Below are 21,428 nucleotides of genomic sequence, written 5' to 3' on the forward strand. Positions count from 1 at the left end.
AAGTTAGCGCAGGTCGTCGGCCTTTTTACCAAATACAGGAATGGTCAAATGCCAGCGAATGGCGGCTAAGCGTAAGGTTAATAAAGCTGTCATCCCTATGAGCATCGCGGGCATTTGCGCTATGCCAAAGCCGAGCAACTGCACATAAACCAAACCACCAAAAATACAGGTAATAGCGTAGAGTTCGCCACGAAACACCATAGGAATTTCACGGCATAACACATCACGGATCATGCCTCCACAGACTCCGCTCATCGTGCCCATCATGATGGCAACAAAACCCGAGGTGCCGTGGTCCAGCGCTTTTTGTGTACCCATGATGACAAAAAACGCCAGACCAATAGCGTCAGCAATTTGTAAGGTATTGTTTGGGATCAGCAATCTGTTACGGACGGCCAGAATGGTCAATCCTGCAGCCACAAATATGGCTAAGAAGTAACTGTTGTTGCTTAACCAGATCACCGGAGAGTCCAGGATCAGGTCACGTAAAGTACCACCCCCAATGGCTGTGACTGTCGCCAGCACTATCACACCAAAACCATCCATTTGTTTGCGCCAGGCTGCCAAAGTACCGGAAATTGCAAACACGGCAATGCCTAATAAATCAAACCAGTGGAAATAGAGCTCCATACCACACCAAAAGCTGAAATGAATGGCATTAAATTAACAGGCTTTTACACTGAATCACAGGTTGAAGCAGGTGTTTTATTTGCTGCTCATGCTAGTATGACGCCGTTAGTTTGGTTGAAGGAAGAGGCAATATGGTTAAAAAAGTGTGGCTTGGAGTTGTGTTGGTGTTGTCAGCCAGTGCTGTGGCGGGTTTTTTCTATGCCAATCATCATGCAGAACAGCTAATGGCTGGCCATATCGAGCGCAGTAATCAGCAGTATTTGCAATTAGCTGAACAGGGCGATATGCCACCTATTCATATGAGTTACAGCCAGTTGTCTGCCAACGTCATTACCTCAAGTTACAAGATCCAGGATTTGACGATTGGAATTGCAGGAGTGGGAGATTTTATCACTGTGGGTCAGGTTGAGCTGATTGGCTTACAGCGTGATGGTTTACCCGTAGATGGTGCCGCCCGTTTAAAAGATTTAAAGCTCGCTCCTCAGGCTCTGGCTTCCTTACCCAAAGAGCTGGCTGACTATCTGGCCACTTTAGTGATGGAAATGAGTTATCAGTACAAATACAAAGCAAAAACAGGTGACCTGACTTTTCAGCAGGAATTAAGAGTGGATCATCATTTTAGTGTGAATTATCGTTTCGCACTCACCGGCGTAACGGAGTTATGGCAGTTTGCTGAAAATATACATGGACTGACACCAGAACAGCAGCAGCGACAGTCTGAGCAACCTAATTATCTACCTGATTTAATGAAGAAAGTAGGAGCCATAGGCGTAGCAAGTGGTTCCTTTGTTGTGGAGAACAAAGCGTTTTTACAACAGCTGTTTGATCAACTGGCGGCAGCACAAATCACCACAGATTATGCCAGCACCCAACAACAACTTAGTTCAGCTATTATGCATAATCCGCAAATACCTGCGGTTATCAGTGAGCCAGTGCTGAATTTTTTAAAACAGCCTGAGCGGTTAAAGCTCAGTTTCCAGTTTCAACAACCTCCGACCTTTTCTCAAATGCAGGACGGCTCTGCTATGACAGGAATTGAGACTGCGGAAGATTTTATCGAGTTCGCAGGTATTACTATTGAAGGCAATGCTGTTTCCGGGAGCTTGTTAAAATAACGGTACATCAGCTGAACTCGGCATAAGCAGTTCTGGTTAGAAAAACGGCCCTTGTCGGGCCGTTTTTAGCAAAAGTATTAATCCTGACCGATACGGGCTTTGATATCGTTAATCAGTGGAGAAGCGCCAAAGCCATTGGCTGCAGCCCATGCTTCCAGATCTTCTGCAACTAAAGCTTTGGCTGGCATCTGTTTTACAAAAAACGCGCCAGTTTCATAAGCATCGCTGCGCATCGCAAATTTAATTAATGACTCACCATTGCATTGTATTGCGTCATAAACCTTACGAACGTTGACTTTGTTATCTGACAACACTTTACGGACGCGGTTTTTATCGTCTGCTTTGGTGTATTCACACAAAGAGGTGGCCCATTGATCCTGTGCTATTGCTAACGGTGCTGCTGCGAAATAAGCACTGGCTACTACTGCTAATGTAACGAGCTTTTTCATAAAAATACCCCTTAGAGGTTATAGGTGAATTGGTAAAATTGATAATAATGAAACTATATACTGTTGGGTACTACTTTGCCAAGTATTACCTGCATTTTTAGATAAGCAAGTAATTGAATAAAATCAGGGGTTTACGGCTGGACGGCTAGATGAGGGCTGTTGTCTAATTATTGGGGAGAGGTGTATCCTCTCCCGACAGATGAGGCTGGCTTTTAACCTAACCAGGGTTGTAACGAAGCTCGCTGTTGTTCATAACTACTGATTTGTGGAGCGAACTGTTCGCTGGCACCGATAAAATCCAGGCCGCTTAATAAACGCTGCTTGATATCAGGGTCTATCTGAAAGCCCACAGCGGCGTTATTGCCCAGAATAATTTGCTGGCCCGCTAAATCAATTTTCCATTCCTGTGTGCCTTGCTGGCAGCGACTGAATAAAAACTCGATATTGGATGCACTCAGGCTAATCAATAACATGCCGTTGTTAATACTGTTATTAAAGAAAATATCAGCAAAACTTTCGGCAATGATCACATTAAAACCATACTGCTGGATAGCCCAGGGCGCATGTTCACGGCTGGAACCACAGCCAAAGTTAGCCCGGGTCAACAGAATCGAAGCACCTTTGTAGTGAGGGGCGTTTAATACAAAATCCGGGTTGGGTTGTTCATTCGCCAGATAACGCCAGTCATAAAACAAGGCCTCTGCAAAACCGTCGCGACTGACTGACGTCAAAAACTGTTTTGGAATGATTTGGTCGGTATCGACATTGTTTTTATCTAAAGGGCAAACCAGCCCTTGTGCAAAAATCTGGCTCATTAGTTCGCTCCTGCTGTGCGCTCTACAGATGAAATATCAACAAAACGACCTGCAATAGCAGCGGCTGCGGCCATAGCAGGGCTGACTAAATGCGTACGGCTGCCACGGCCCTGGCGGCCTTCAAAGTTACGGTTTGAAGTGGAAGCACAGCGCTGACCTGCTTCAACACGATCGTCGTTCATACCTAAACACATAGAGCAGCCAGGTTCACGCCATTCAAAACCTGATGCTTTAAAAATATCGGCTAACCCCTCAGCTTCGGCCTGACGTTTGACCTGACCTGAGCCTGGTACTATCAAAGCACGCACACCGGAAGCCACCTGTTTGCCTTGCACCACAGCAGCAGCCTGACGTAAATCTTCAATCCGGCTATTGGTACAGGAGCCAATAAAGACCACATCGACTTTCAGGTCAGTTAACTTTTGGCCTGCTTCAATGCCCATATAAGTTAAAGCACGGCGCGCTGCGTCAGCTTTAATTAAATCACTGAAGGACTCTGGGGCAGGAATAGGCTGATCCACAGCTATAACCTGCTCAGGGTTGGTGCCCCAGGTCACTTGTGGTCTGATGTTTTCTGCGGCAATAGTCACTGTTTTATCAAAGACTGCATCTGCATCTGAGTACAAGCTTTGCCAGTACTGTACTGCTGCATCCCAGTGCTCTGCTTGTGGCGCATGAGGTTTGCCTTTCAGATAAGCAAAAGTCACTTCATCCGGTGCTATTAAACCGGCCTTCGCACCCATTTCAATGCTCATATTACACAACGTCATGCGGCCTTCCATGCTCATGCCACGAATAGCTGAGCCGCAGAATTCAGCCACATAGCCATTACCACCGGCCGTACCTAACTGGCCTATCACCGCCATAATCACATCTTTAGGCGTTACAAAAGGCGACAAAGAGCCGGTCACTTCTACCTTTAAGGTTTTTGCCACTTGCTGCTGCAAGGTTTGAGTGGCCAGCACATGCTCAACCTCAGAGGTGCCAATACCAAAGGCGATAGCACCAAAAGCACCATGAGTAGAAGTATGGGAATCACCACAGACGATGATCATGCCCGGCTGAGTTAACCCCAGTTCAGGCCCTATCACATGCACTATGCCCTGATCCGGGTGTAATAAATCCAGCAAAGGCACATTAAATTCTTTGCAGTTGGCGGCCAGTGCTTCCAACTGTTTACGTGAAGTTTCGCCCGCAGCGTCTATGCTGCGCAGCTGAGTCGAGACGTTATGATCCATAGTGGCATAAGTTAAATCAGGACGGCGCACAGTACGACCGGCTTGACGTAAACCGGCAAAAGCCTGAGGGCTGGTGACTTCATGGATTAAATGGCGGTCGACAAACAACAAGTCGGTGCTGCCATTCACAGCGGCCACTACATGGCTTTGATAAATTTTCTGATATAAGGTTTTAGCCATGATTAAGCTCTCTTTGTATCAATAGCGTTTAAGGCTGCAATCACTGCAGCGCCTACATCTGCAGTACCATAGTTTGAAGCTGAATTAATATCCCGCGTTACTATGCCTTGCTCTAAAGTACTGGCTACGGCCTGCTCAATAGCCCGGGCAGCTGCTTCTTCGCCAAAGCTGTAACGCAACATTAAAGCTGCACTTAAAATCTGGGCTATAGGGTTGGCAATACCTTTGCCAGCGATATCCGGCGCAGTGCCACCAGCGGGTTCGTACAAACCGAAGTTAGAGCCGTTTAAGCTGGCTGAAGGCAATAAACCTAAAGAACCGGCAATGGCGGCAATTTCATCCGACAAAATATCGCCAAACAGGTTGTCGCATAACAACACATCAAAATGCTGCGGCGCCCGGATTAGCTGCATAGCGGCATTGTCGATATACATATGTTCCAGCTGCACTTGTGGGTAGTCTTTGGCGACACGCTCTACCACTTCCCGCCATAACACACTGGTCGCCAACACATTGGCTTTGTCGATGCTGGTGACTTTATTGCGGCGTTTAGTCGCAGCTTCAAAAGCCACCCGGCTGATGCGCTCAATTTCGCTGACACTGTATTTTTGCGTATCAAAAGCGGCGTCTTCAGTGCGGCCTTTTTCACCAAAATAAATACCACCTGTCAGTTCACGCACACATAAAATATCCATGCCCTGACTGCTGATTTTTGGGTGCAAAGGCGATAACTCGGCAAAAGCCGGGTAAATCTGACCTGGTCGTAAGTTGCAAAACAAATCAAAGGTTTTACGAAGTGGCAATAACGAAGCACGTTCTGGCTGCTGAGCCGGTGGCAGGCTGGTCCACTTAGGGCCACCCACTGAGCCAAATAATATGGCATCACTGTTTTTACACAAAGTCAAAGTCGCTTCCGGTAAAGCTGCGCCAGTGGCATCAATAGCAGCGCCACCAATTAAGGCTTCAGTGTGTTGAATACTGAAGCCAAATTGATCTGACACCACAGCCAGTACTTTTAACGCCTGAACCATGACTTCAGGGCCAATACCATCTCCTGCCAACACGGCAATTTTATAGTTTTTCATTGTTACTTCTCTGTCTGTGATTCAGATAAACGGCGGGCCTGCTTGGCGGCGTCGACCTGTTTGCTGCGTTCAATTAAATTTAATACGTGCACATAAGCCAAGACTGAAGAGCGCACTATGTCCGTGGCTAAGCCTGCGCCGTGGTAACGGCGGCCCTGATGTTCGGCAATGATATCCACCTGGCCCAACGCATCTTCACCGCTGCCTTTGGCTTGTAAGTTAAAGTCGACCATCTTGACGTCAGTGCCAACAATCCGCTGAATAGCCTGGAATGAGGCTTCCACCGGACCATTGCCTGTGGCTGCTTCGGTGTGGGTTTCACCATTAATGCTGATGCCGACAGTAGCGCTGGCGACATGTCCTGTGTGAGTGGACGAGCTTAAAAACTCCAGTTTGTAAGGCTCGTTGGTGTCTTGTAAGTTTTGAAAAAACACCAGCGCTTCTAAGTCGTAATCAAAGACCCGGCCTTTTTGGTCAGCTAAAGTGACAAAAGCTTTGTAAATTTCGTCTAAGTTGTAATCATCCTGGGTGTAACCCATTTCGCTTAAGCGATGCTGGATCACAGCGCGACCAGAGCGGGAGGTCAGGTTTAATTCGTTCTGACGAATACCGACTTGCTCAGGCGACATAATTTCGTAAGTGTTTTGCGCCTTTAATACGCCATCCTGGTGAATACCTGAGGAGTGCGCAAAAGCGTTTTCGCCGACAATGGCCTTATTCGGTTGAATCGGCATATGGCAAATTTGGCTGACCAAGTGGCTGCTGCGGTAAATCTCAGTGCTTTTAATATCAGTGTAAAACGGCAGAATGTCCGGGCGGGTTTTAATAATCATCGCCACTTCTTCTAATGAACAGTTACCGGCGCGCTCACCTATGCCGTTAACTGTACATTCAATCTGACGGGCCCCGGCCTGAACAGCGGTGATGCTATTGGCCACAGCCAAACCTAAATCGTTATGGCAGTGCACACTTAAAATGGCCTGATCAATATTCGGCACTTTATTACGCAGGTCGGTAATGATGCGGGCAAATTCATTCGGAATGGTGTAGCCCACAGTGTCCGGAATATTAATAGTGCGGGCACCAGCTTTAATAGCGGCTTCGACAATACGGCATAAGTCATCAATAGGAGTACGGCCTGCATCTTCACAGGAGAACTCAACATCGTCAGTGTAACGGCGCGCCAGTTGAATAGCGGCAACCGCCTGTTCAGTGGCTTGTTCTAAAGTGCGGCGTAACTTGTACTGCAAATGCAAAGGCGAGGTGGCGATAAAAGTATGAATACGGCGACGTTCGGCATTGGCCAAGGCCTGACCACAGGCTTCAATGTCCGCACTGACAGCCCGGGCTAAACCACAAATAATAGGGCCTTTGACTTGAGTAGCTATGCTTTGCACAGACTCAAAGTCGCCAGGTGATGACACAGGAAAACCCACTTCCATTACATCGACATTTAAGCGGGCAATAGCATGAGCCAGCTGAATTTTTTGCTTATGGCTCAAACTGGCACGCAAGGCCTGTTCGCCGTCTCTTAAGGTGGTGTCAAAAATCCAGACTTTGTCCTGACCACTCATCACATTTTCCTCATTGATTGATTAAAACCCGTTCTGGTGGCCTTGGTTAAAACAAAAAACCCCGGCCTGTGGCACGGGGTTTTTGGTTTACTGGTACAGTCGTTTTACCAATGCACAAAGCCCCGTGGCCTGTTGAGGAGCACGAGGAGAGTGAGCAGGTTAGCGAAACGCTGGTTTAAATTCATTGTTGTTTAAGTCTTCATTGAGTTTAATTTATACAACTGTTATTAGTAATATCACGGCAAATTGACCATTGCAACAGTATAGACGGCTAAATATCTAAGTATTTTTGCTGGTGTTTGATAGTGTCGCTGAGGCCAAAGGTTTAGCTGGGTTAAGCTCATCATCCACCGAACAGCTTCTCTCCTGCTCGATTTCTGCGTGCCAGCAGTAGTATTACCTATGAATGGAGTAGGGTGTTTGTTATTTTAAGAACGCCTTATTTTCCTAAGCGCTTGAAATCCAGGCTGAGAGATGAAAATTTAAACCAAACAGATGGGAGAATACAGTGGCAGCTATAGGTTTTGTAACTTTGCTTAAAAACTTCAGTGTTAGAAAGTTGCTGTTTGGCGTGGCACTACTGGCGTTGATGATTTTTTTAGTTATATGCATCACCTACACATTAAAACATTCTCCCTGGTTCCTGTTAGGGGCTGTGCCGTTTTTATTGTCTGTGTTGGTGTGTTATGAAGGATTTATAAAAGTAATCCAAACTTACTTTTTGGACTACATCAGCTGCGCAGTGTCTTTTGGTTTCGCGTTAGTTTATTTAAGACTGTATTGGGACTCGAATTACTCTTCTCAAATGGATGGGCAGTCTGATATTGCCTGGATAAGCCTGATTCCTGTTCACTTTCTTGCTTATTTTGTCTGCTGTTGCCTTGGGCTGGTTGCTTATTATGTTTACACCAAATGCTGGAGTCGTTAGCTCCGGCCCCGCTATTTTTGGTGGCATGCTGTCTTCTCTGTTAGGGATTGGCGTGTCCACCTGATGTTTTTTGCAGCAAAGGCAGCTAAATAGAGTTGTTTTTGTTGAAAAATTAGGCGGTTGATGCGTTTTTTCAGTTTTTTTATGAAAAACACATGACGAACGCCAGTTATTCAGCATAAAATGCGCCCCGTTCTGCCAGTGTTGTCAAACAAGCTCTGCTCATGCCCGGGTGGTGAAATCGGTAGACACAAGGGATTTAAAATCCCTCGCTCGAAAGGGCGTGCCGGTTCAAGTCCGGCCCCGGGCACCATTTCTCTTCTGTTAGTCCTGATACATTTCCTTTTCAATTTCTGTTCTGCCACTAAACTGCTATAACTAAAACACTTTGCTTATTTTGCAGGTTTATTCCGTTATGCATTTTTACTCTCTTGATTTCATTAAAGAAATGCCAAAATCCGATCTGCATTTGCATTTAGATGGCAGCTTACGTTTAGACAGCCTGATTGAGATGGCAGCTAAAGCCAGTGTGAAACTGCCAAGCCAGACAGTGGAAGGTTTAAAACAGCTGGTATTTAAAGACAGTTACCAAAATCTTGGCGAATACCTACATTGTTTCCAATACACCTGCGCGGTGCTGCGTGATATGGATAATCTGGAGCGCGCTGCGTATGAGCTTGCCATCGACAACCAGCTTGAAGGTGTCAATTATATTGAAGTGCGTTTTGCTCCTCAGCTGTTAATTGATTTGCCATCCGGCATAGATTTTGACCGGGTGATGCATGCGGTCAACAATGGATTGAAACGTGCGCAGCAGGAATACAATAGCCAGGCTGCTATTCTGAATGGTGACAAGCCGCCTTTTGCCTATGGCATTATCAACTGCGCCATGCGGATGTTTGGCGACAAAGGCTTTTCACCTTATTACACCAATTTATTCCAGCTGATGCGGGATTTTAGTCCTATTGAGGTTATTAAACTCGCCGCCATGGAATTAGTGCGGGCCAGTGTCAGGCTGCGGGACGAAGCTGGTATTCCTATAGTAGCTTTGGACTTAGCTGGGCAGGAGTCAGGCTATCCGGCCAGCAAATTTAAAGAAGTTTATGAGTTTGCGCATCAGCACTTTTTACTAAAAACCTTACATGCTGGTGAAGCTTACGGCGCTGAAAGTGTGTTTGAGGCCATTACCGAATGTTACGCCGACCGCATAGGTCATGGTTATTCCTTGTTTGTGCCGGAGATGATCCAGGATCCGTCTATCAAAGATAAACAGAAGTACATTCGTGAACTGGCGTCTTACATCGCTGATAAACGCATTGCCATTGAAGTCTGTTTAACCAGCAACCTACAAACCAATCCGGGTATCAGCGACATCAAAGCGCATAAACTCGGCGATATGCTGGACCATCGTATTGTCACTGTGATTTGCACTGACAATAGGCTGGTGTCTAACACTACAGTTAGCCGCGAATACAAACTGGCTTTGGATAACTTTGATATTCCGCTCAAACGCTTAAAAGATATGGTGGCCTACGGCTTTAAGAAAAGCTTTTTTCCGGGCAGCTATGTAGAGAAGCGTCAGTACGCTAAACAATGTTTAGAGTACTTCGATAAAGTAGCGCAAAAATACGGCTTTATTAATTAAGCTTAAAATGGGTTCGGAGCTGTTCACAATCAGCTCCGAACCCACAGTCCCTTCCTTAGCTTCAGACGCCTTCATTTCTCTATATTTTAAGTTGTTGAATTAAAAGTAAATTATCGCTTCTTAATAAATCCTGACAAAAGTGTCGCAAAAAGCATACATGCTAAGCCATTGAAATATATAAGTATTATTTCAAGCTCTATTTTGCTGTTGCTAATTAGCGACAGATCTTTTGGAGTTTCTGTTCAGTTTCAGCCTAAAATGAATTCAACTTAATTTAAGTTATTGATATTTAACGTTTAAAAATTAATTTTAAGACTTGGCACGGACTCTGCATATATTAGTTCGTAACGGTAAATTAGGTAAGAGGTACGCAGTTGTTACTCTTACCTAATTTACCGGCAGGCTCAGCAAAACGCTGAAATGAACAGTAGTAAAGACGGGGTGAATTATGGACTTATTTTTAATCGCAGCTATCGCATTCTTCATGGTGAACGCTTTTGTATTTGTAACCTACATGCGCAAAATTGATTTAAACGGCAATGCAGTTTTAGAGTTAGAGCGTGTTCAGGCCGCTGATGCTTATGCCCGCACTGCTGCTAAAGTACGCAAAGCCCGCACTGCAGTTGCGCTGGAACAAGCTGCTAACTAAGTAGTTGCTGTAAATAGATGAAAGCCAGTCTCTGACTGGCTTTTTTTATGCTCTGCAGGATTGCAGAGCACCCCAAGGGGCTAACGCGGTGCGTTGTTAAAAATCGTTCCGGACGGTTGTTTATTCGCAGTCATCCATGGCGCTTAACCTCCTTCTGTAAATCCGTTATGATAAGCGTCTGATTTTTCGTGGAACCCTGTCCTGATGCGAATGCCTGTTCAGCCTGCTTCCTTGCGGCAGTTTGTTTTACTCAGCTTTTTTATGGCGTTAATCCCACTTGGGGTGCTGTTATGGCAAAGTCATAGTGCTTTATCCGATGTCAGTCGTTATGCCATAGCTGAAGCCGAGAGTTCGGTGGCGAATGTACGCCGTGCTGAAAATATGCAAAAGCTGGTCAATGACATTGAACGTTCAGTGCTGCAGTTCAGCATTTTGAAAACCGATGCCTTGTCTCAATTGGCGGCCACTCACCTGAATAACTATCAACAGAATCTGGGTTCCGTTTGTCTGAATCTGGCGCAGCCTGTGCTGTGCGCGCAGCAACAAAAACAACTGGAGTTGTTGTTTGACAGCTACTTACACGAGAGTAATGAAGAACTAAGCCCTATTCTGCAAAAAATCCGCCAGCAGCAGGTGCAACTGACGCAAGTGATTTGGGCCTTGCTGGAACAACGATTACAGCAGCAACAGGTGTATGCCGAAGAGGCGCAAAGTCATCTGGCCTGGCAAACAGTAGCTTTAGTGGTACTGACTTTATTGATGGTGCTGTGGGCCTCTGCCCGAATTACAGCACCGGTAAAAATGCTCGACACTATGATCCGTTCTATAGGGCAGGCCAGCCATCATTTCCCGCATGACAAAGTGGATGGCCCACGTGAACTGACCGAACTGGGTGAGCAGTTACGCTGGCTGGCATCACGTTTACAACAACTGGAAGCTTTGCGGCTTATTTTATTGCGTCATGCATCTCATGAACTTAAAACACCTTTGTCCAGTATCCGCGAAGGTTGTGCTTTACTGAGCGAACAGTTGGTTGGACCGCTGAACGCGCAGCAAATGGAAGTGGTTAGTTTGCTCAATGGCAGTGCGGACCGTTTGAGTGTGCTGACGGAACAGCTGCTGGATTACAACAAGTTACTGCAGCAAGCAAAACCTGAGTTTGACTGGCATGACAGCGAAACCTTGCTGCAAAATTGCTTTAACGATCATGCGTTATCTTTGCAGCAACGCGAGCAAAAAATTGTGCTGGACTGTCAGTTACCTCGTATTTACACCGATTCGATGTTATTCCGGCGTATTCTGGATAACCTGATTAACAATGCACAGGCTTATGGTGCCGAAGGCAGTAATGTCTGGGTCAATTTGCGTCAACATGATAAGTTTATGTTGTTAGATGTGGCGAATAACGGCACTCCTATCCCTGCTGAATTGCGGGCTAAGTTGTTTGAACCTTTCCAACGCGGCAAAGCCCCACGTTTTGATGCGGTACAAGGTTCAGGTTTAGGTTTATCTATTGTCGCCGACTGCGCCCGTTTATTAGGTGGTCTGGCAGAAATTATCGATGTGAATTACGCCGATGTGTGTATTCAGGTGCGTTTGCCTTTAGTTGAGGATGCGGTATGAAAGTTTGGTTAAGTCTTGGCCTTTGTCTGGTGTTAACAGCCTGTCAGGGCGTGAAGCCTGTGGCACCAGTGGTGAATAAAACTATACCCAAAGTTGAACCCGCCCAAACCCAGCAAGTGGAACCACCTAAACCGATAAAGGCTGAACTGGCTATTGCTGACGATGTATTAACTTTGCAAGCCTGGCGTGATTTTCGTGCCCAGTTGTTATTGATGCCGGTGGCAGAGCGCGATCTGTTATTACGTAGTTTCAAAACCAGTCCTGTAACGACCTTACAAACCTTATTGATTAAGCTGCATCCTGACAGTCCTTATACGGTTCGTTTTGCCGCTCAGACTCAGTTAAATGACAAACTGACCACTTTACCTAAAGGTTTAGCCGATTTATTGCGTTGGGATTTAGCCTATAACCAGAAGTTGCTGGAAAGCGAATCTGCAGTGACTGCGTTATCGCGTTTAAATGCACAGCAACAAGAACAACTGGACAGATTGCGTCGGCAAAGCAAAGACTTACAAAAGAAAATTGATGCGCTGACGCAGATCGAAGCCAAATTAAATCAAACAGGAAATTAAGCATGAGCAATGGCGCCCGGTTATTGCTGGTGGATGATGATCCCAGCTTATTGCGTTTACTGACGCTGCGTCTGGAAGGTGAAGGCTATCAGGTGATCAGTGCCGATTGCGCTGAAACTGCTTTGGTATTGCTGGGTAAAAACAAAGTCGATGTAGTGCTGAGTGATTTGCGGATGCCGGGTTTAGACGGTATGGCTTTGTTTGATGAAATCGCTAAACGTCACGCCGGTTTACCTGTGGTGTTGATGACAGCACACGGCTCTATTCCAGAGGCCGTAGCTGCAACGCAGCGTGGTGTGTTTGGCTTTTTAACTAAGCCACTGAATAACAACGATTTACGTGATATTTTGGCGCAGGCGGTGCATCAGTCCCATGTGCCGAGTAAAGATGAGTGGCGTGCAGATATTATCACCCGCAGTAAAGTAATGGAGCAGGTGCTGGATCAGGCTTATCGGGTGGCGCAACGCGATGTCAGTGTGTTGATCACAGGCGCCAGTGGTACAGGTAAAGAAATGCTGGCTAAGGCTATTCATAAAGCCAGTCCAAGAGCGAAAGGCCATTTTGTTGCTATTAACTGTGGTGCTTTGCCTGAGCATTTGCTGGAGTCCGAGCTGTTTGGTCACACCAAAGGGGCTTTTACTGGTGCAGTGAACGAGCATTTAGGTTTATTCCGCGAAGCAGACGGCGGTACTTTGTTCCTTGATGAAATTGGTGATATGCCAATGCCATTGCAGGTGAAGTTATTGCGGGCTTTGCAGGAGCGGCAAATACGTCCTGTCGGCAGTACCAAGACTATCCCTATTGATGTGCGGGTATTGTCGGCGACTCACCGTGATTTAAAACAGGCGATGCAGGAACAAAGCTTTCGTGAAGACTTGTATTACCGCTTAAACGTGGTGAATTTGCAGCTGCCAACCTTAAGAGAGCGGGCTGAAGACATTCCATTGTTAGCTCGCCATGTGCTGCAACAAAATGCAGAGCGTCATGGCGTGCAGGTGAACCGCTTTTCCGAAGATGCAATGCAGGCGCTGGTGACAGCTCAGTGGCCTGGTAATGTGCGCCAATTGGTGAACGTGGTCGAGCAATGTGTGGCGTTAACCCAAAGCCCGGTGTTGAGTGTCGCTTTAGTTGAGCAGGCGCTGTCACAAAACCGCAGTTTCTGGCCGACCTTAAGCGAAGCCCGTGATCAGTTTGAACGCCAGTATTTGATCCGGGTGTTAAAAATGGCTGAAGGCAATGTGACCCGGGCTGCGGAGCTGGCCGGGCGCAACAGAACAGACTTTCACAAACTGCTGAAAAAGCACGAACTCAGCGCAGCTCAGGTGTCCGAGCAAAGCGATGAATTGGAATAACCGAAAATGGGGTCGGATCACATTGTTTAAAGCGCACAATGTGATCTGACCCCGAGAGATTGATTTATGCACGAAAATTTTGATGTAGAACCTGACGTACTGAAAGCGAAAATCATCAGCGAAACAGCCCGCATCAACTGGTTGGAGCTGCAAAAGTTTTATGCGGCCGGTTCTGTGGTGCAGGTTTCTGCCGAACTGGATTTAGTGGATGTGGCTTTTGCCTTTAGTCAGGATGATAAAGCAGCAGTAGAGAACTGGCTGCAAGCTGGTTTAGTCGACAGAGTAGCTGATACACAAGCCCAGCTTTGGGTGGAACAAAAAGCCGAACTGTGGGCCGTGGTGATTTCTCCCTGGATTCTGGTACAGGACAAAGCAGCTCAAGCTACTCATTAACTACGCAGGTCAATCCCTTATGTATGCAGAAAATTTCCAGTTAGAGTCCTACCTCAAGCGTATTGGTTATACTGGACCTTTAGAGCTCAGTGCTGACACTTTAACAAAGTTGATGCGTGCTCAGCTCTTTAGTGTTGCCTTTGAAAACCTCGATGTGCAAGCCGGTAAAATTGTCTCTCTGGTGCCTGAACAGATAGTCGACAAAATAATAGGCCAGGGCCGCGGTGGTTATTGTTATGAGGTCAATGGCCTTTTTGCGATGGCATTACAGGCGTTGGGTTTTCACTACAAGTTTATCGCCTGTCGCCCGATGTTTTATCCGGTGCGCCGGCCTAAAACTCATATGGTGTTGCTGGTGGAAGCAGAGGGTGACCAGTGGATCTGTGATTTAGGTTTTGGCAGCTACGGCATTCGTGCCCCTATAGCTCTATCGTCGTTAGAACAAATCCAGCAGCAAGACTTTGATCAGTTCCGTTTAACCACAGAGCAGAGCGGTGCTTATGTGGTGCAGGCCTTGGTGGATGGCCAGTGGTTAAGTCAGTTTGGTTTTGAGCCTTATGAGAGCGAGTGGGTCGATTTTATGCCTGCCAACTACCTGAACTCCACTCATCCGGATACGATTTTTGTACAGAAGTTATTAGTGATTAAACACCATGAACAAGGCCGCGATATCCTGCTGGGCGATCAGCTCAAACAAATACGAGCTGATGGCACACAAGTACAGCAACTAAGCCCGCAGCAGCGGGAAGACATACTAAAGCAGTTGTTGAGTTAGAGAAAAGGGCAGAGTGTATACTCTGCCCTTTCTTATTAATACCCTGCAGCCTGGCCGTCTTTACGGGATTCTGAAGCGCCGTAATACACTCCGGTTTTAGGGTCTTTCATAATGGCCTGATAACCACCAAATTCCCCTAAACCATAACGAACGTCATGGCCTTTTTTCATCAGTTCACGAGCCGTTTCGTATGGCACCCCTTTTTCCAGTTGAACATAACCGCCGTTAGTTAAATACAGAGGCTGTGCGTCTGTTGGTTCAGTGCTGCCCAGATGTTGCCAGCGCGCAGCATCACCTGCTTCCTGCAGGTTCATACCATAATCGACCATATTCACCACAATCTGCACATGGCCCTGAGGCTGCATAGCGCCGCCCATCACCCCAAAGCTGGTCAGTGGTTTGCCATCTTTACTGATAAAGGCCGGAATAATAGTCTGGAAAGGGCGTTTGCCTGGTTCATAGGCATTCACGTGTTTTTGGTCCATCGAGAACATCTCGCCCCTGTCCTGAAAACCAAAGCCGGTACCAGGCGCAACCACACCTGAACCCATACCGCGGTAGTTACTTTGGATCAGTGACACCATAGTGCCGTCTTTGTCGGCTGTAGTCAGGTAAATGGTATCGCCCTGATAGGCGGCTGGATTACCTGCATCGACGCGTTGCGCCGCTTTGGGACCAATTAACTTAGCGCGTTCTTTACCATAGGCTTCAGAAATAAGGCCTTTGACCGGCAACTTATTAAAATCTGAGTCTGCGTAATATTTGGCTCTGTCTTCAAAAGCCAGCTTTTTCGCCTCTACTAAGGTATGAATACTTTCAACGCTGTTATAGCCCATGGCTTTTAAATCGAAATTCTTCAGAATTTGTAACATTTGCAAAGCCGCTATGCCCTGGCCATTTGGCGGTAATTCCCAGACATCATAACCACGGTAATTGACGGATACCGGGTCCACCCAGTCTGACTTGTGGCTGGCGAAATCTTCATACCGCAGATAACCGCCATTGGCTTTCATAAAACCGTCGATACTTTTAGCGATATCACCTTTGTAAAAGGCATCGCGTCCGCCTGTGGCTATGGCTTTATAAGTGGCAGCTAAATCAGGGTTTTTAAATAGCTCGCCTTTAGCTGGCGCTTTACCATTGATGGTAAAAGTGCCAACAAAATCACCCGGCTGGTCTTTTAAGCGAGGAACAGACCTGTCCCAGTAATACGCAATCAGCTCACTGACCGGGAAACCTTGTTCGGCATAAGTAATGGCAGGTTGCAGAATTTGCGTCATAGGTAATTTGCCAAACTTCTGGTGCATCTCAAACCAGCCATCAACGGCACCAGGTACGCTGATCGGTAACATGCCATAAGGCGGGATGTCTTTTCGATCGAGCTTTTTCAGTTCTTTAGCTAACTGGTTATAGCTTAAACCTTTAGGTGAACGACCTGAGGCATTTAAACCGTAGATTTTATTGGTTTTACCATCCCAGATAATGGCGTATAAGTCGCCGCCTATACCATTGCCCGTAGGTTCCATTAAACCCAATGCTGCATTGGCGGCTATGGCAGCATCTACCGCTGTGCCGCCTTGTTTCATAATATCTAAAGCAATTTGAGTGGCTAATGGCTGACTGGTCGCTGCCATAGCGTGGGGCGCTATTACCTCTGAGCGGCTGGCAAAATCAGCGCCGGTAATTCGGTCATACGCTATTAATTGAGGGGATAATGCAATCAAACTGCAGAGCAGGAGTTTTTTCATTCTGGTTGTGCCTCTGAAATACAGGAGTACTCAAACTAATCAGGACTTGTTGAAATTACCAGCGGCACGCGACCAAAACCCTGATTAGCTGGCTGAAATAAGATGTGCGTTCAAGCTGACTTTTTGTTCATGGCTGAGTAAGAGTTTTTGTTTGGCGTCAAAGTCGTATTGCACCAGTACGGCTTTTCCTAAAGCACAACACCGACCTTGCTGCCAGGCTTCCTGATGAATTTCAAAAGAACTGTTTCCAACCATGCTAACTCCAGTGCGAAGTTCGACCGGTAAACCATAAAATAGCTCTGCCTTAAACTGCACACTGATGCTGGCGAGTATTAACCGCCATTGTTTGGTATTGAGATCAGGTGTAAATAATTTGAAAATAGGGTCTCTGGCCCCTTCAAACCACTGCGTCAGCACTGTATTGTTGATGTGACCTAAGGCGTCTGTCTCGTTAAATCGTGGCTGAATAATTTCTTTAAACATAACAATAACCTAAAAACTATGAATGATTTTATTGAAGTGTTCGATGATGTATTACCCCGTGATTTTTGTCAGCAACTGATCACTCTATTTGAGCAAAGCCCTCACACAACAGCTGGGCGCACTGGTGGTGGCGTCGACACCAGTAAAAAGTTGAGTACCGACTTGTACTTGAATCAGTTTCAGGAGTATCACCCGGCGCTGAGTGAGATTATTAAGTACACCACCACTTATATTGCGGACTATTTCAGAAAGTATCATTTTGCGTTAATTGGCCCCGTCAGCATGACAGTTGCTCATCCGACTGAACAGCGGATGGTCACTGTGACGGCCGAAAATTATCCACAACTTGGTGCTCCTCAGGCCGAAAACTTTATGCGCAGTTTGTATCGGCTTGGCCCAATACAAATGCAAAAATATCAGCAAGGTAAAGGCAATTATGGTTACTGGCACTCAGAGGTCTATCCGCAGCTCCCGAATAATGAGCCCTTGCATCGTACTTTGTTGTTTATGTTTTATTTAAATGATGTAGCAGAAGGTGGCCAGACCGAGTTTTATTATCAGAATAAAGCTATTCAACCTAAAGCCGGACGTATGGTGATAGCGCCGGCTTACTTTACTCACACGCACAGGGGCTGTGTTCCGGTGTCGGATGATAAGTACATATTAACCAGTTGGGTACTGTTTAACCGTGCCGAACAGTTATACGGTACAAACGCCTAGTGACCAGATTCAGCTATCGGACGAACCATCTCTAAATGTGGAATATCATCTTCCAGATAAGGTTCACTGCAGGCGATAAAACCAAAGGACTCGTAAAATCGTTGCAGGTAACACTGAGCAGAAATACGGATCTCCTGATCAGGCCAGCAACTGCTGGCTACATCCAAAGCTTTATCCATTAAACCGCGGCCCAACGCCAGACGGCGCGCTGTTTGTGACACACAGATACGGCCTAAGGCAGGGCTGTTTTCATAACTGACCCCAGGGGCCAATACCCGGGCGTAAGCTAAAATTTTGTCGCCTTTTTTCAGCAGTATATGCCGGGTTTGCGGATGGAGGTCTTTGTTATCCAGCTCTGGGTAAGGACAATTTTGTTCCACCACAAATACATCCACTCTTAATTGCAGCATGGCATACACCGTATACGAATCCAGTTGATTAAAGCCTGCAACCTGCCATTCCATTTGTCTGTCCCGTTATTTTTTTATGGTTCTGGTTTTTACTATATCAAAGTCCCCTTGCTTTTGTCTGGTTGTGAAAAGGATACGGAAGCACAGTAAAAAAATCGGCATAAAGAGCAAACTTGCACCACACTTACTCAAGGCGTTGGATAGGCAGCGGCAAAAGGAGTTGGGATGTGGTTAAGTCAGATAGTTCAAAAGAAGCGCTACTGGCAGCAGCTGCTTAGTCTGTTGGTTGTACTGCTGATCAACTGCAGCTTTTATGCAATAGGTCAGTTACAACTGCAACAACGTCAACAGCAATGGCAACAATGGCTGGAATTACAACCGCTCACGCATCAAGCCTGGCTAGTCAGTGAACAAGGCCAGTTAAAACTTTTATCCAGCCCACCCAAAGCTGCAGCTGATTTTGTTGCTCTGGATGGCACAAATCCGGTATTACATCTGGCACCACAACTGGTGCAGAGTTGGACAGCTCTGGATTATCTGTTACTGAATCTGCCTTTTGTGATCTGGTTGGCCTGGCTAGTGTGGATCCGGCCTTATCAGCAACAATTCCGGCAAGAACTACAGCAGCTTGAGCAACAAACTCAGTTATTGCTGACTCATCTGGATTTACCTTTTCATCAGGAAACGAATCCTGTTACTCAGTTACAGCGAGTATTACTGAAGCTACAAAACTGGCAAAAACGTGACAGTGAAATTCGCCAGTTGGTGCGGGTACAAGGCCTGGTTGATCACGAGCTGGCAATAGGCAACAGAGTGTTTTTTGAAAGTCGTCTCAATCACTATTTAACTGAGAGTGGGGAAGTAAACAGCGGCGCTGTGTTTATAGTGCAGTTGTCTCACCCTGAAGTTCATTTATCCAATCTGATCAAGCTGCAACGTTTAAGAGGTTGTGTGGAATTAATCGCTGAACTGGTCTCTGGTTGGCCTGAAGCTGTGATGGCCCGGCTGGCCGAAAATGATATCGCTTTGCTGATCCCAGGATTGAACGGGAAAGAGGCCGAACAACTGGGTGATCGTCTGGCTCAGGTACTGAGTCAGGCTAACTTTTTTGCTGAATGTCAGGATTTTGATTTAGTCCATATTGGTTTTGTGTTGTACCAGCAAGGACAGAGTTCTTATCAATTGATGGCGGAAGCAGATATGGCTTTAAAGACTGCTCAGTTACAGGGACCTAACGCTGCTTATGGTTTTAACGATCCACAAAAACCAAAAATCAAAGGTTCTGTCTGGTGGCGGACTGAATTACATAATGCGTTGAAAGAACATAGGTTTTTGCTGAGCTTTCAGCCTGTATTCTGTTGGCAGGATAATGATGTGTTGCAACACGAAGTGCTAGTTCGGCTGGCCGGTAGTGATGGAGAAAAATTAGCTGCTGCTGTATTTTTACCTATGGCTGCCAACTGTGGTTTAGCTGGGGCTATCGACCAGTATGTATTACTCAAGGTTGCTAAATTGACTGAGACCGCTGTGCTTGAGCACTGCCGTTGCAGTGTGAACTTAAATGTGCAGTCTTTGCTGGATGAGGGCTGGTGGCATTGGCTGACCGCACAGGTAAATCAAGGCAGCCTGGAGACAGCGGATCTGGCATTGGAGTTTCACGAACATCACTTAATCAAACATTATAAAAACCTGAAACCCAAGTTATTACAATTACAGCAATGGGGCTTTGAATTAATTGTTGATCACGTGGGATTGAGTCTGGATACCACCCCTTATACCGATGAGTTACCTATCAGAATGTTAAAAATCCACCCTGCGATAGTGCGCGGAGTTGATCATCAGCTGGAGCAACAGTTATTTATCCGGGGTTTATTGGCGTCTTGTGTTGGCAAGGATATTAAAGTGATAGCGACAGGAGTGGAGCAGGATCTGGAATGGCAATGTCTGAAAAAATTAGGGGTAACGGGAGCTCAGGGGTATTATTTTAGTCAGCCACTGGCTCGTCTTATTGCACAGAACCAGTTGTCAGATTAAGGCTCCGATAAGGCCTGTTATCAGGCCGGCTCAGAGCCAGGCAGCAGACCACGGTATGCCAAGCCTTTGATAGCCTGCAAACCGCCTGTATGGAAAAAACTCAAGCGGCTGCCGGCTGGAATTACGCCGCTTTTAATAAGTTCAAATACTGTATATAGGGCCTTGCCGGTATAGATAGGTTCTAACTGAACAGCCTGATCTGTAAACGCCAAACAAAACTGCCATAACTGGTGATCAAAGTGGCCATAGCGTGGCTGATGCAAAGCCTGGACTAACTGCCATTCCGGCCAGGAGTGGTCGGCAGGTAGAAATTGCTTAATTTTGTCCGGTAAGCCTGGATCCTTGACCACAGCGATACCCAATACGGGCGTATTTTGGGCGCCATGAATCAGGCCTGCTATGGTGCCTCCACTACCTACAGCGCAGATCAGCAAAGAAGCGGGTCCAGCAGGGGTATTGCACATATCCAGTTCACTGACTCCTTGCACCGCGGCTTTGCAGGTGCCGCCTTCCGGGATCTGGAAATAATCTGGAAATTGTCTGGCCAATTGCTCTAACCAGGGCTGATCGTGACGAGAGCGATAAAGCTCTCTGCTGACAGGGATCAGCTGCATGCCATAAGAACGGCACAACGTCAGCGTCGGGTTATTGATATCAACCTCTTCGCCCCGGACTATGCCAATACTTTTAAGATTATGCTCCGCCGCTGCCGCTGCGGTTGCAACTAAATGATTAGAAAAAGCTCCGCCAAAGGTCAGTAGCCCTGGATATTTTTGTTGCAGTGCTTGCTTGAGCTGGTATTTTAGCTTCAACAACTTATTACCGGATATGTCTGGATTGTTACATGAGGTATAACGCAGCCAAAGTTCCGTCTGATACTCAGTTAAAACAGGATGTTGAAGGTTTTTCCACTGTAAATAAGAGCTTAGTTTCATCAGTAGTGGTCAATCTGGTGCAAAATTTCTATCATTTTTATCGTTTCTGCGATGATTTAGAGTTACAATAATTTA

Annotated in this window: 22 protein-coding genes and 1 tRNA gene; 13 read left to right on the forward strand and 10 right to left on the reverse strand. The window is 46.4% G+C overall.

Going from position 1 to position 21,428, the window contains the following annotated elements; genetic code table 11:
* Positions 1-3: 3 nt before the first annotated feature.
* Entirely contained in the window at positions 4-630 is a 627-nt protein-coding gene (locus IEW88_RS06205) for a trimeric intracellular cation channel family protein (RefSeq protein ID WP_053424030.1), read from the reverse strand.
* Between the two features lie 131 nt (positions 631-761).
* Here IEW88_RS06205 and IEW88_RS06210 point away from each other — a divergent pair, with 131 nt between their 5' ends.
* Positions 762-1,745 (forward strand): aq_1923 C-terminal domain, encoded by a 984-nt coding sequence (locus IEW88_RS06210; protein ID WP_147903492.1) that lies wholly within the window; start codon positions 762-764, stop codon positions 1,743-1,745.
* 77 nt (positions 1,746-1,822) lie between these two features.
* Here the strand turns inward: IEW88_RS06210 and IEW88_RS06215 are convergent, their stop codons facing one another.
* From IEW88_RS06215 to leuA, 5 genes are all read right to left on the reverse strand, one after another.
* Positions 1,823-2,194 (reverse strand): DUF3718 domain-containing protein, encoded by a 372-nt coding sequence (locus tag IEW88_RS06215; protein ID WP_053424032.1) that lies wholly within the window; start codon positions 2,192-2,194, stop codon positions 1,823-1,825.
* A gap of 212 nt (positions 2,195-2,406) precedes the next feature.
* Positions 2,407-3,009, reverse strand: a complete 603-nt coding sequence (gene leuD, locus IEW88_RS06220) for a 3-isopropylmalate dehydratase small subunit (RefSeq protein ID WP_147903493.1) — start codon at positions 3,007-3,009, stop codon at positions 2,407-2,409.
* Positions 3,009-4,430, reverse strand: a complete 1,422-nt coding sequence (leuC, locus tag IEW88_RS06225; RefSeq protein ID WP_221411381.1) for a 3-isopropylmalate dehydratase large subunit — start codon at positions 4,428-4,430, stop codon at positions 3,009-3,011. Before leuC ends, leuD begins: the two co-directional genes overlap by 1 nt.
* Positions 4,430-5,512, reverse strand: coding sequence for a 3-isopropylmalate dehydrogenase (gene leuB, locus IEW88_RS06230; protein ID WP_147903495.1), 1,083 nt, complete (start codon positions 5,510-5,512; stop codon positions 4,430-4,432). Before leuB ends, leuC begins: the two co-directional genes overlap by 1 nt.
* A 2-nt stretch (positions 5,513-5,514) precedes the next feature.
* Positions 5,515-7,086 carry a 2-isopropylmalate synthase gene (gene leuA, locus IEW88_RS06235; RefSeq protein ID WP_053424035.1) on the reverse strand — a complete coding sequence of 524 codons (1,572 nt, stop codon included), beginning with the start codon at positions 7,084-7,086 and terminating at the stop codon, positions 5,515-5,517.
* Between the two features lie 508 nt (positions 7,087-7,594).
* Between leuA and IEW88_RS06240 the strand changes: the two genes are divergently transcribed.
* From IEW88_RS06240 to IEW88_RS06280, 9 genes are all read left to right on the forward strand, one after another.
* On the forward strand, positions 7,595-8,014 hold the full coding sequence (locus IEW88_RS06240; RefSeq protein WP_147903496.1) for a hypothetical protein: 420 nt from the start codon (positions 7,595-7,597) through the stop codon (positions 8,012-8,014).
* A 226-nt stretch (positions 8,015-8,240) separates the two neighbouring features.
* Positions 8,241-8,327: transfer RNA gene (locus IEW88_RS06245), tRNA-Leu, on the forward strand.
* A 102-nt stretch (positions 8,328-8,429) separates the two neighbouring features.
* Complete coding sequence (locus IEW88_RS06250) at positions 8,430-9,659, forward strand: adenosine deaminase family protein (RefSeq protein ID WP_147903497.1); 1,230 nt, start codon at positions 8,430-8,432, stop codon at positions 9,657-9,659.
* Positions 9,660-10,107: 448 nt separating this feature from the next.
* A complete protein-coding gene (locus IEW88_RS06255) occupies positions 10,108-10,308 on the forward strand; it encodes a hypothetical protein (protein ID WP_147903498.1) in 201 nt (66 codons plus the stop codon).
* 204 nt (positions 10,309-10,512) lie between these two features.
* Positions 10,513-11,931: a sensor histidine kinase gene (locus IEW88_RS06260; protein WP_147903499.1), complete on the forward strand. Its 1,419-nt coding sequence runs from the start codon at positions 10,513-10,515 to the stop codon at positions 11,929-11,931.
* Complete coding sequence (locus tag IEW88_RS06265) at positions 11,928-12,503, forward strand: hypothetical protein (RefSeq protein WP_053424040.1); 576 nt, start codon at positions 11,928-11,930, stop codon at positions 12,501-12,503. Before IEW88_RS06260 ends, IEW88_RS06265 begins: the two co-directional genes overlap by 4 nt.
* Before the next feature lie 2 nt (positions 12,504-12,505).
* The gene (locus IEW88_RS06270; protein ID WP_053424041.1) at positions 12,506-13,855 is read left to right on the forward strand and encodes a sigma 54-interacting transcriptional regulator; all 1,350 of its coding nucleotides are present in this window, start codon (positions 12,506-12,508) and stop codon (positions 13,853-13,855) included.
* 66 nt (positions 13,856-13,921) lie between these two features.
* Entirely contained in the window at positions 13,922-14,248 is a 327-nt protein-coding gene (locus tag IEW88_RS06275; protein ID WP_053424042.1) for a DUF2288 domain-containing protein, read from the forward strand.
* 19 nt (positions 14,249-14,267) lie between these two features.
* A complete protein-coding gene (locus tag IEW88_RS06280) occupies positions 14,268-15,023 on the forward strand; it encodes an arylamine N-acetyltransferase family protein (protein ID WP_147903500.1) in 756 nt (251 codons plus the stop codon).
* A gap of 35 nt (positions 15,024-15,058) precedes the next feature.
* Here the strand turns inward: IEW88_RS06280 and ggt are convergent, their stop codons facing one another.
* Positions 15,059-16,771 carry a gamma-glutamyltransferase gene (ggt, locus tag IEW88_RS06285; RefSeq protein ID WP_147903501.1) on the reverse strand — a complete coding sequence of 571 codons (1,713 nt, stop codon included), beginning with the start codon at positions 16,769-16,771 and terminating at the stop codon, positions 15,059-15,061.
* An 84-nt stretch (positions 16,772-16,855) separates the two neighbouring features.
* Positions 16,856-17,254, reverse strand: coding sequence for an acyl-CoA thioesterase (locus tag IEW88_RS06290; RefSeq protein WP_147903502.1), 399 nt, complete (start codon positions 17,252-17,254; stop codon positions 16,856-16,858).
* Between the two features lie 18 nt (positions 17,255-17,272).
* Here IEW88_RS06290 and IEW88_RS06295 point away from each other — a divergent pair, with 18 nt between their 5' ends.
* On the forward strand, positions 17,273-17,974 hold the full coding sequence (locus tag IEW88_RS06295) for a 2OG-Fe(II) oxygenase (RefSeq protein ID WP_053424046.1): 702 nt from the start codon (positions 17,273-17,275) through the stop codon (positions 17,972-17,974).
* Here IEW88_RS06295 and IEW88_RS06300 read toward each other — a convergent pair.
* The gene (locus tag IEW88_RS06300; RefSeq protein ID WP_053424047.1) at positions 17,971-18,438 is read right to left on the reverse strand and encodes a GNAT family N-acetyltransferase; all 468 of its coding nucleotides are present in this window, start codon (positions 18,436-18,438) and stop codon (positions 17,971-17,973) included. The genes IEW88_RS06295 and IEW88_RS06300 overlap by 4 nt on opposite strands.
* A 171-nt stretch (positions 18,439-18,609) precedes the next feature.
* On the opposite strand from IEW88_RS06300, the gene IEW88_RS06305 reads away from it, so the two are divergent.
* Positions 18,610-20,418 (forward strand): EAL domain-containing protein, encoded by a 1,809-nt coding sequence (locus IEW88_RS06305; protein WP_147903503.1) that lies wholly within the window; start codon positions 18,610-18,612, stop codon positions 20,416-20,418.
* 20 nt (positions 20,419-20,438) lie between these two features.
* Here the strand turns inward: IEW88_RS06305 and IEW88_RS06310 are convergent, their stop codons facing one another.
* Positions 20,439-21,278, reverse strand: a complete 840-nt coding sequence (locus IEW88_RS06310) for a 1-aminocyclopropane-1-carboxylate deaminase/D-cysteine desulfhydrase (protein ID WP_229670349.1) — start codon at positions 21,276-21,278, stop codon at positions 20,439-20,441.
* On the opposite strand from IEW88_RS06310, the gene IEW88_RS18645 reads away from it, so the two are divergent.
* Positions 21,263-21,424, forward strand: a complete 162-nt coding sequence (locus tag IEW88_RS18645; RefSeq protein WP_229670353.1) for a hypothetical protein — start codon at positions 21,263-21,265, stop codon at positions 21,422-21,424. The genes IEW88_RS06310 and IEW88_RS18645 overlap by 16 nt on opposite strands.
* Positions 21,425-21,428 lie beyond the last annotated feature (4 nt).

The sequence above is a fragment of the Rheinheimera tangshanensis genome, assembly GCF_014645135.1.
Classification (GTDB): domain Bacteria; phylum Pseudomonadota; class Gammaproteobacteria; order Enterobacterales; family Alteromonadaceae; genus Pararheinheimera; species Pararheinheimera tangshanensis.

Coding starts and splice junctions, on each gene's coding strand:
- IEW88_RS06205 (WP_053424030.1), bottom strand. CDS start 630: ATGGAGCTCTATTTCCACTGGTTTGATTTATTAGGCATTGCCGTGTTT.
- IEW88_RS06210 (WP_147903492.1), top strand. CDS start 762: ATGGTTAAAAAAGTGTGGCTTGGAGTTGTGTTGGTGTTGTCAGCCAGT.
- IEW88_RS06215 (WP_053424032.1), bottom strand. CDS start 2,194: ATGAAAAAGCTCGTTACATTAGCAGTAGTAGCCAGTGCTTATTTCGCA.
- leuD (WP_147903493.1), bottom strand. CDS start 3,009: ATGAGCCAGATTTTTGCACAAGGGCTGGTTTGCCCTTTAGATAAAAAC.
- leuB (WP_147903495.1), bottom strand. CDS start 5,512: ATGAAAAACTATAAAATTGCCGTGTTGGCAGGAGATGGTATTGGCCCT.
- leuA (WP_053424035.1), bottom strand. CDS start 7,086: ATGAGTGGTCAGGACAAAGTCTGGATTTTTGACACCACCTTAAGAGAC.
- IEW88_RS06250 (WP_147903497.1), top strand. CDS start 8,430: ATGCATTTTTACTCTCTTGATTTCATTAAAGAAATGCCAAAATCCGAT.
- IEW88_RS06255 (WP_147903498.1), top strand. CDS start 10,108: ATGGACTTATTTTTAATCGCAGCTATCGCATTCTTCATGGTGAACGCT.
- IEW88_RS06260 (WP_147903499.1), top strand. CDS start 10,513: ATGCGAATGCCTGTTCAGCCTGCTTCCTTGCGGCAGTTTGTTTTACTC.
- IEW88_RS06265 (WP_053424040.1), top strand. CDS start 11,928: ATGAAAGTTTGGTTAAGTCTTGGCCTTTGTCTGGTGTTAACAGCCTGT.
- IEW88_RS06270 (WP_053424041.1), top strand. CDS start 12,506: ATGAGCAATGGCGCCCGGTTATTGCTGGTGGATGATGATCCCAGCTTA.
- IEW88_RS06275 (WP_053424042.1), top strand. CDS start 13,922: ATGCACGAAAATTTTGATGTAGAACCTGACGTACTGAAAGCGAAAATC.
- IEW88_RS06280 (WP_147903500.1), top strand. CDS start 14,268: ATGTATGCAGAAAATTTCCAGTTAGAGTCCTACCTCAAGCGTATTGGT.
- ggt (WP_147903501.1), bottom strand. CDS start 16,771: ATGAAAAAACTCCTGCTCTGCAGTTTGATTGCATTATCCCCTCAATTA.
- IEW88_RS06290 (WP_147903502.1), bottom strand. CDS start 17,254: ATGTTTAAAGAAATTATTCAGCCACGATTTAACGAGACAGACGCCTTA.
- IEW88_RS06295 (WP_053424046.1), top strand. CDS start 17,273: ATGAATGATTTTATTGAAGTGTTCGATGATGTATTACCCCGTGATTTT.
- IEW88_RS06300 (WP_053424047.1), bottom strand. CDS start 18,438: ATGGAATGGCAGGTTGCAGGCTTTAATCAACTGGATTCGTATACGGTG.
- IEW88_RS06305 (WP_147903503.1), top strand. CDS start 18,610: ATGTGGTTAAGTCAGATAGTTCAAAAGAAGCGCTACTGGCAGCAGCTG.
- IEW88_RS18645 (WP_229670353.1), top strand. CDS start 21,263: ATGAGGTATAACGCAGCCAAAGTTCCGTCTGATACTCAGTTAAAACAG.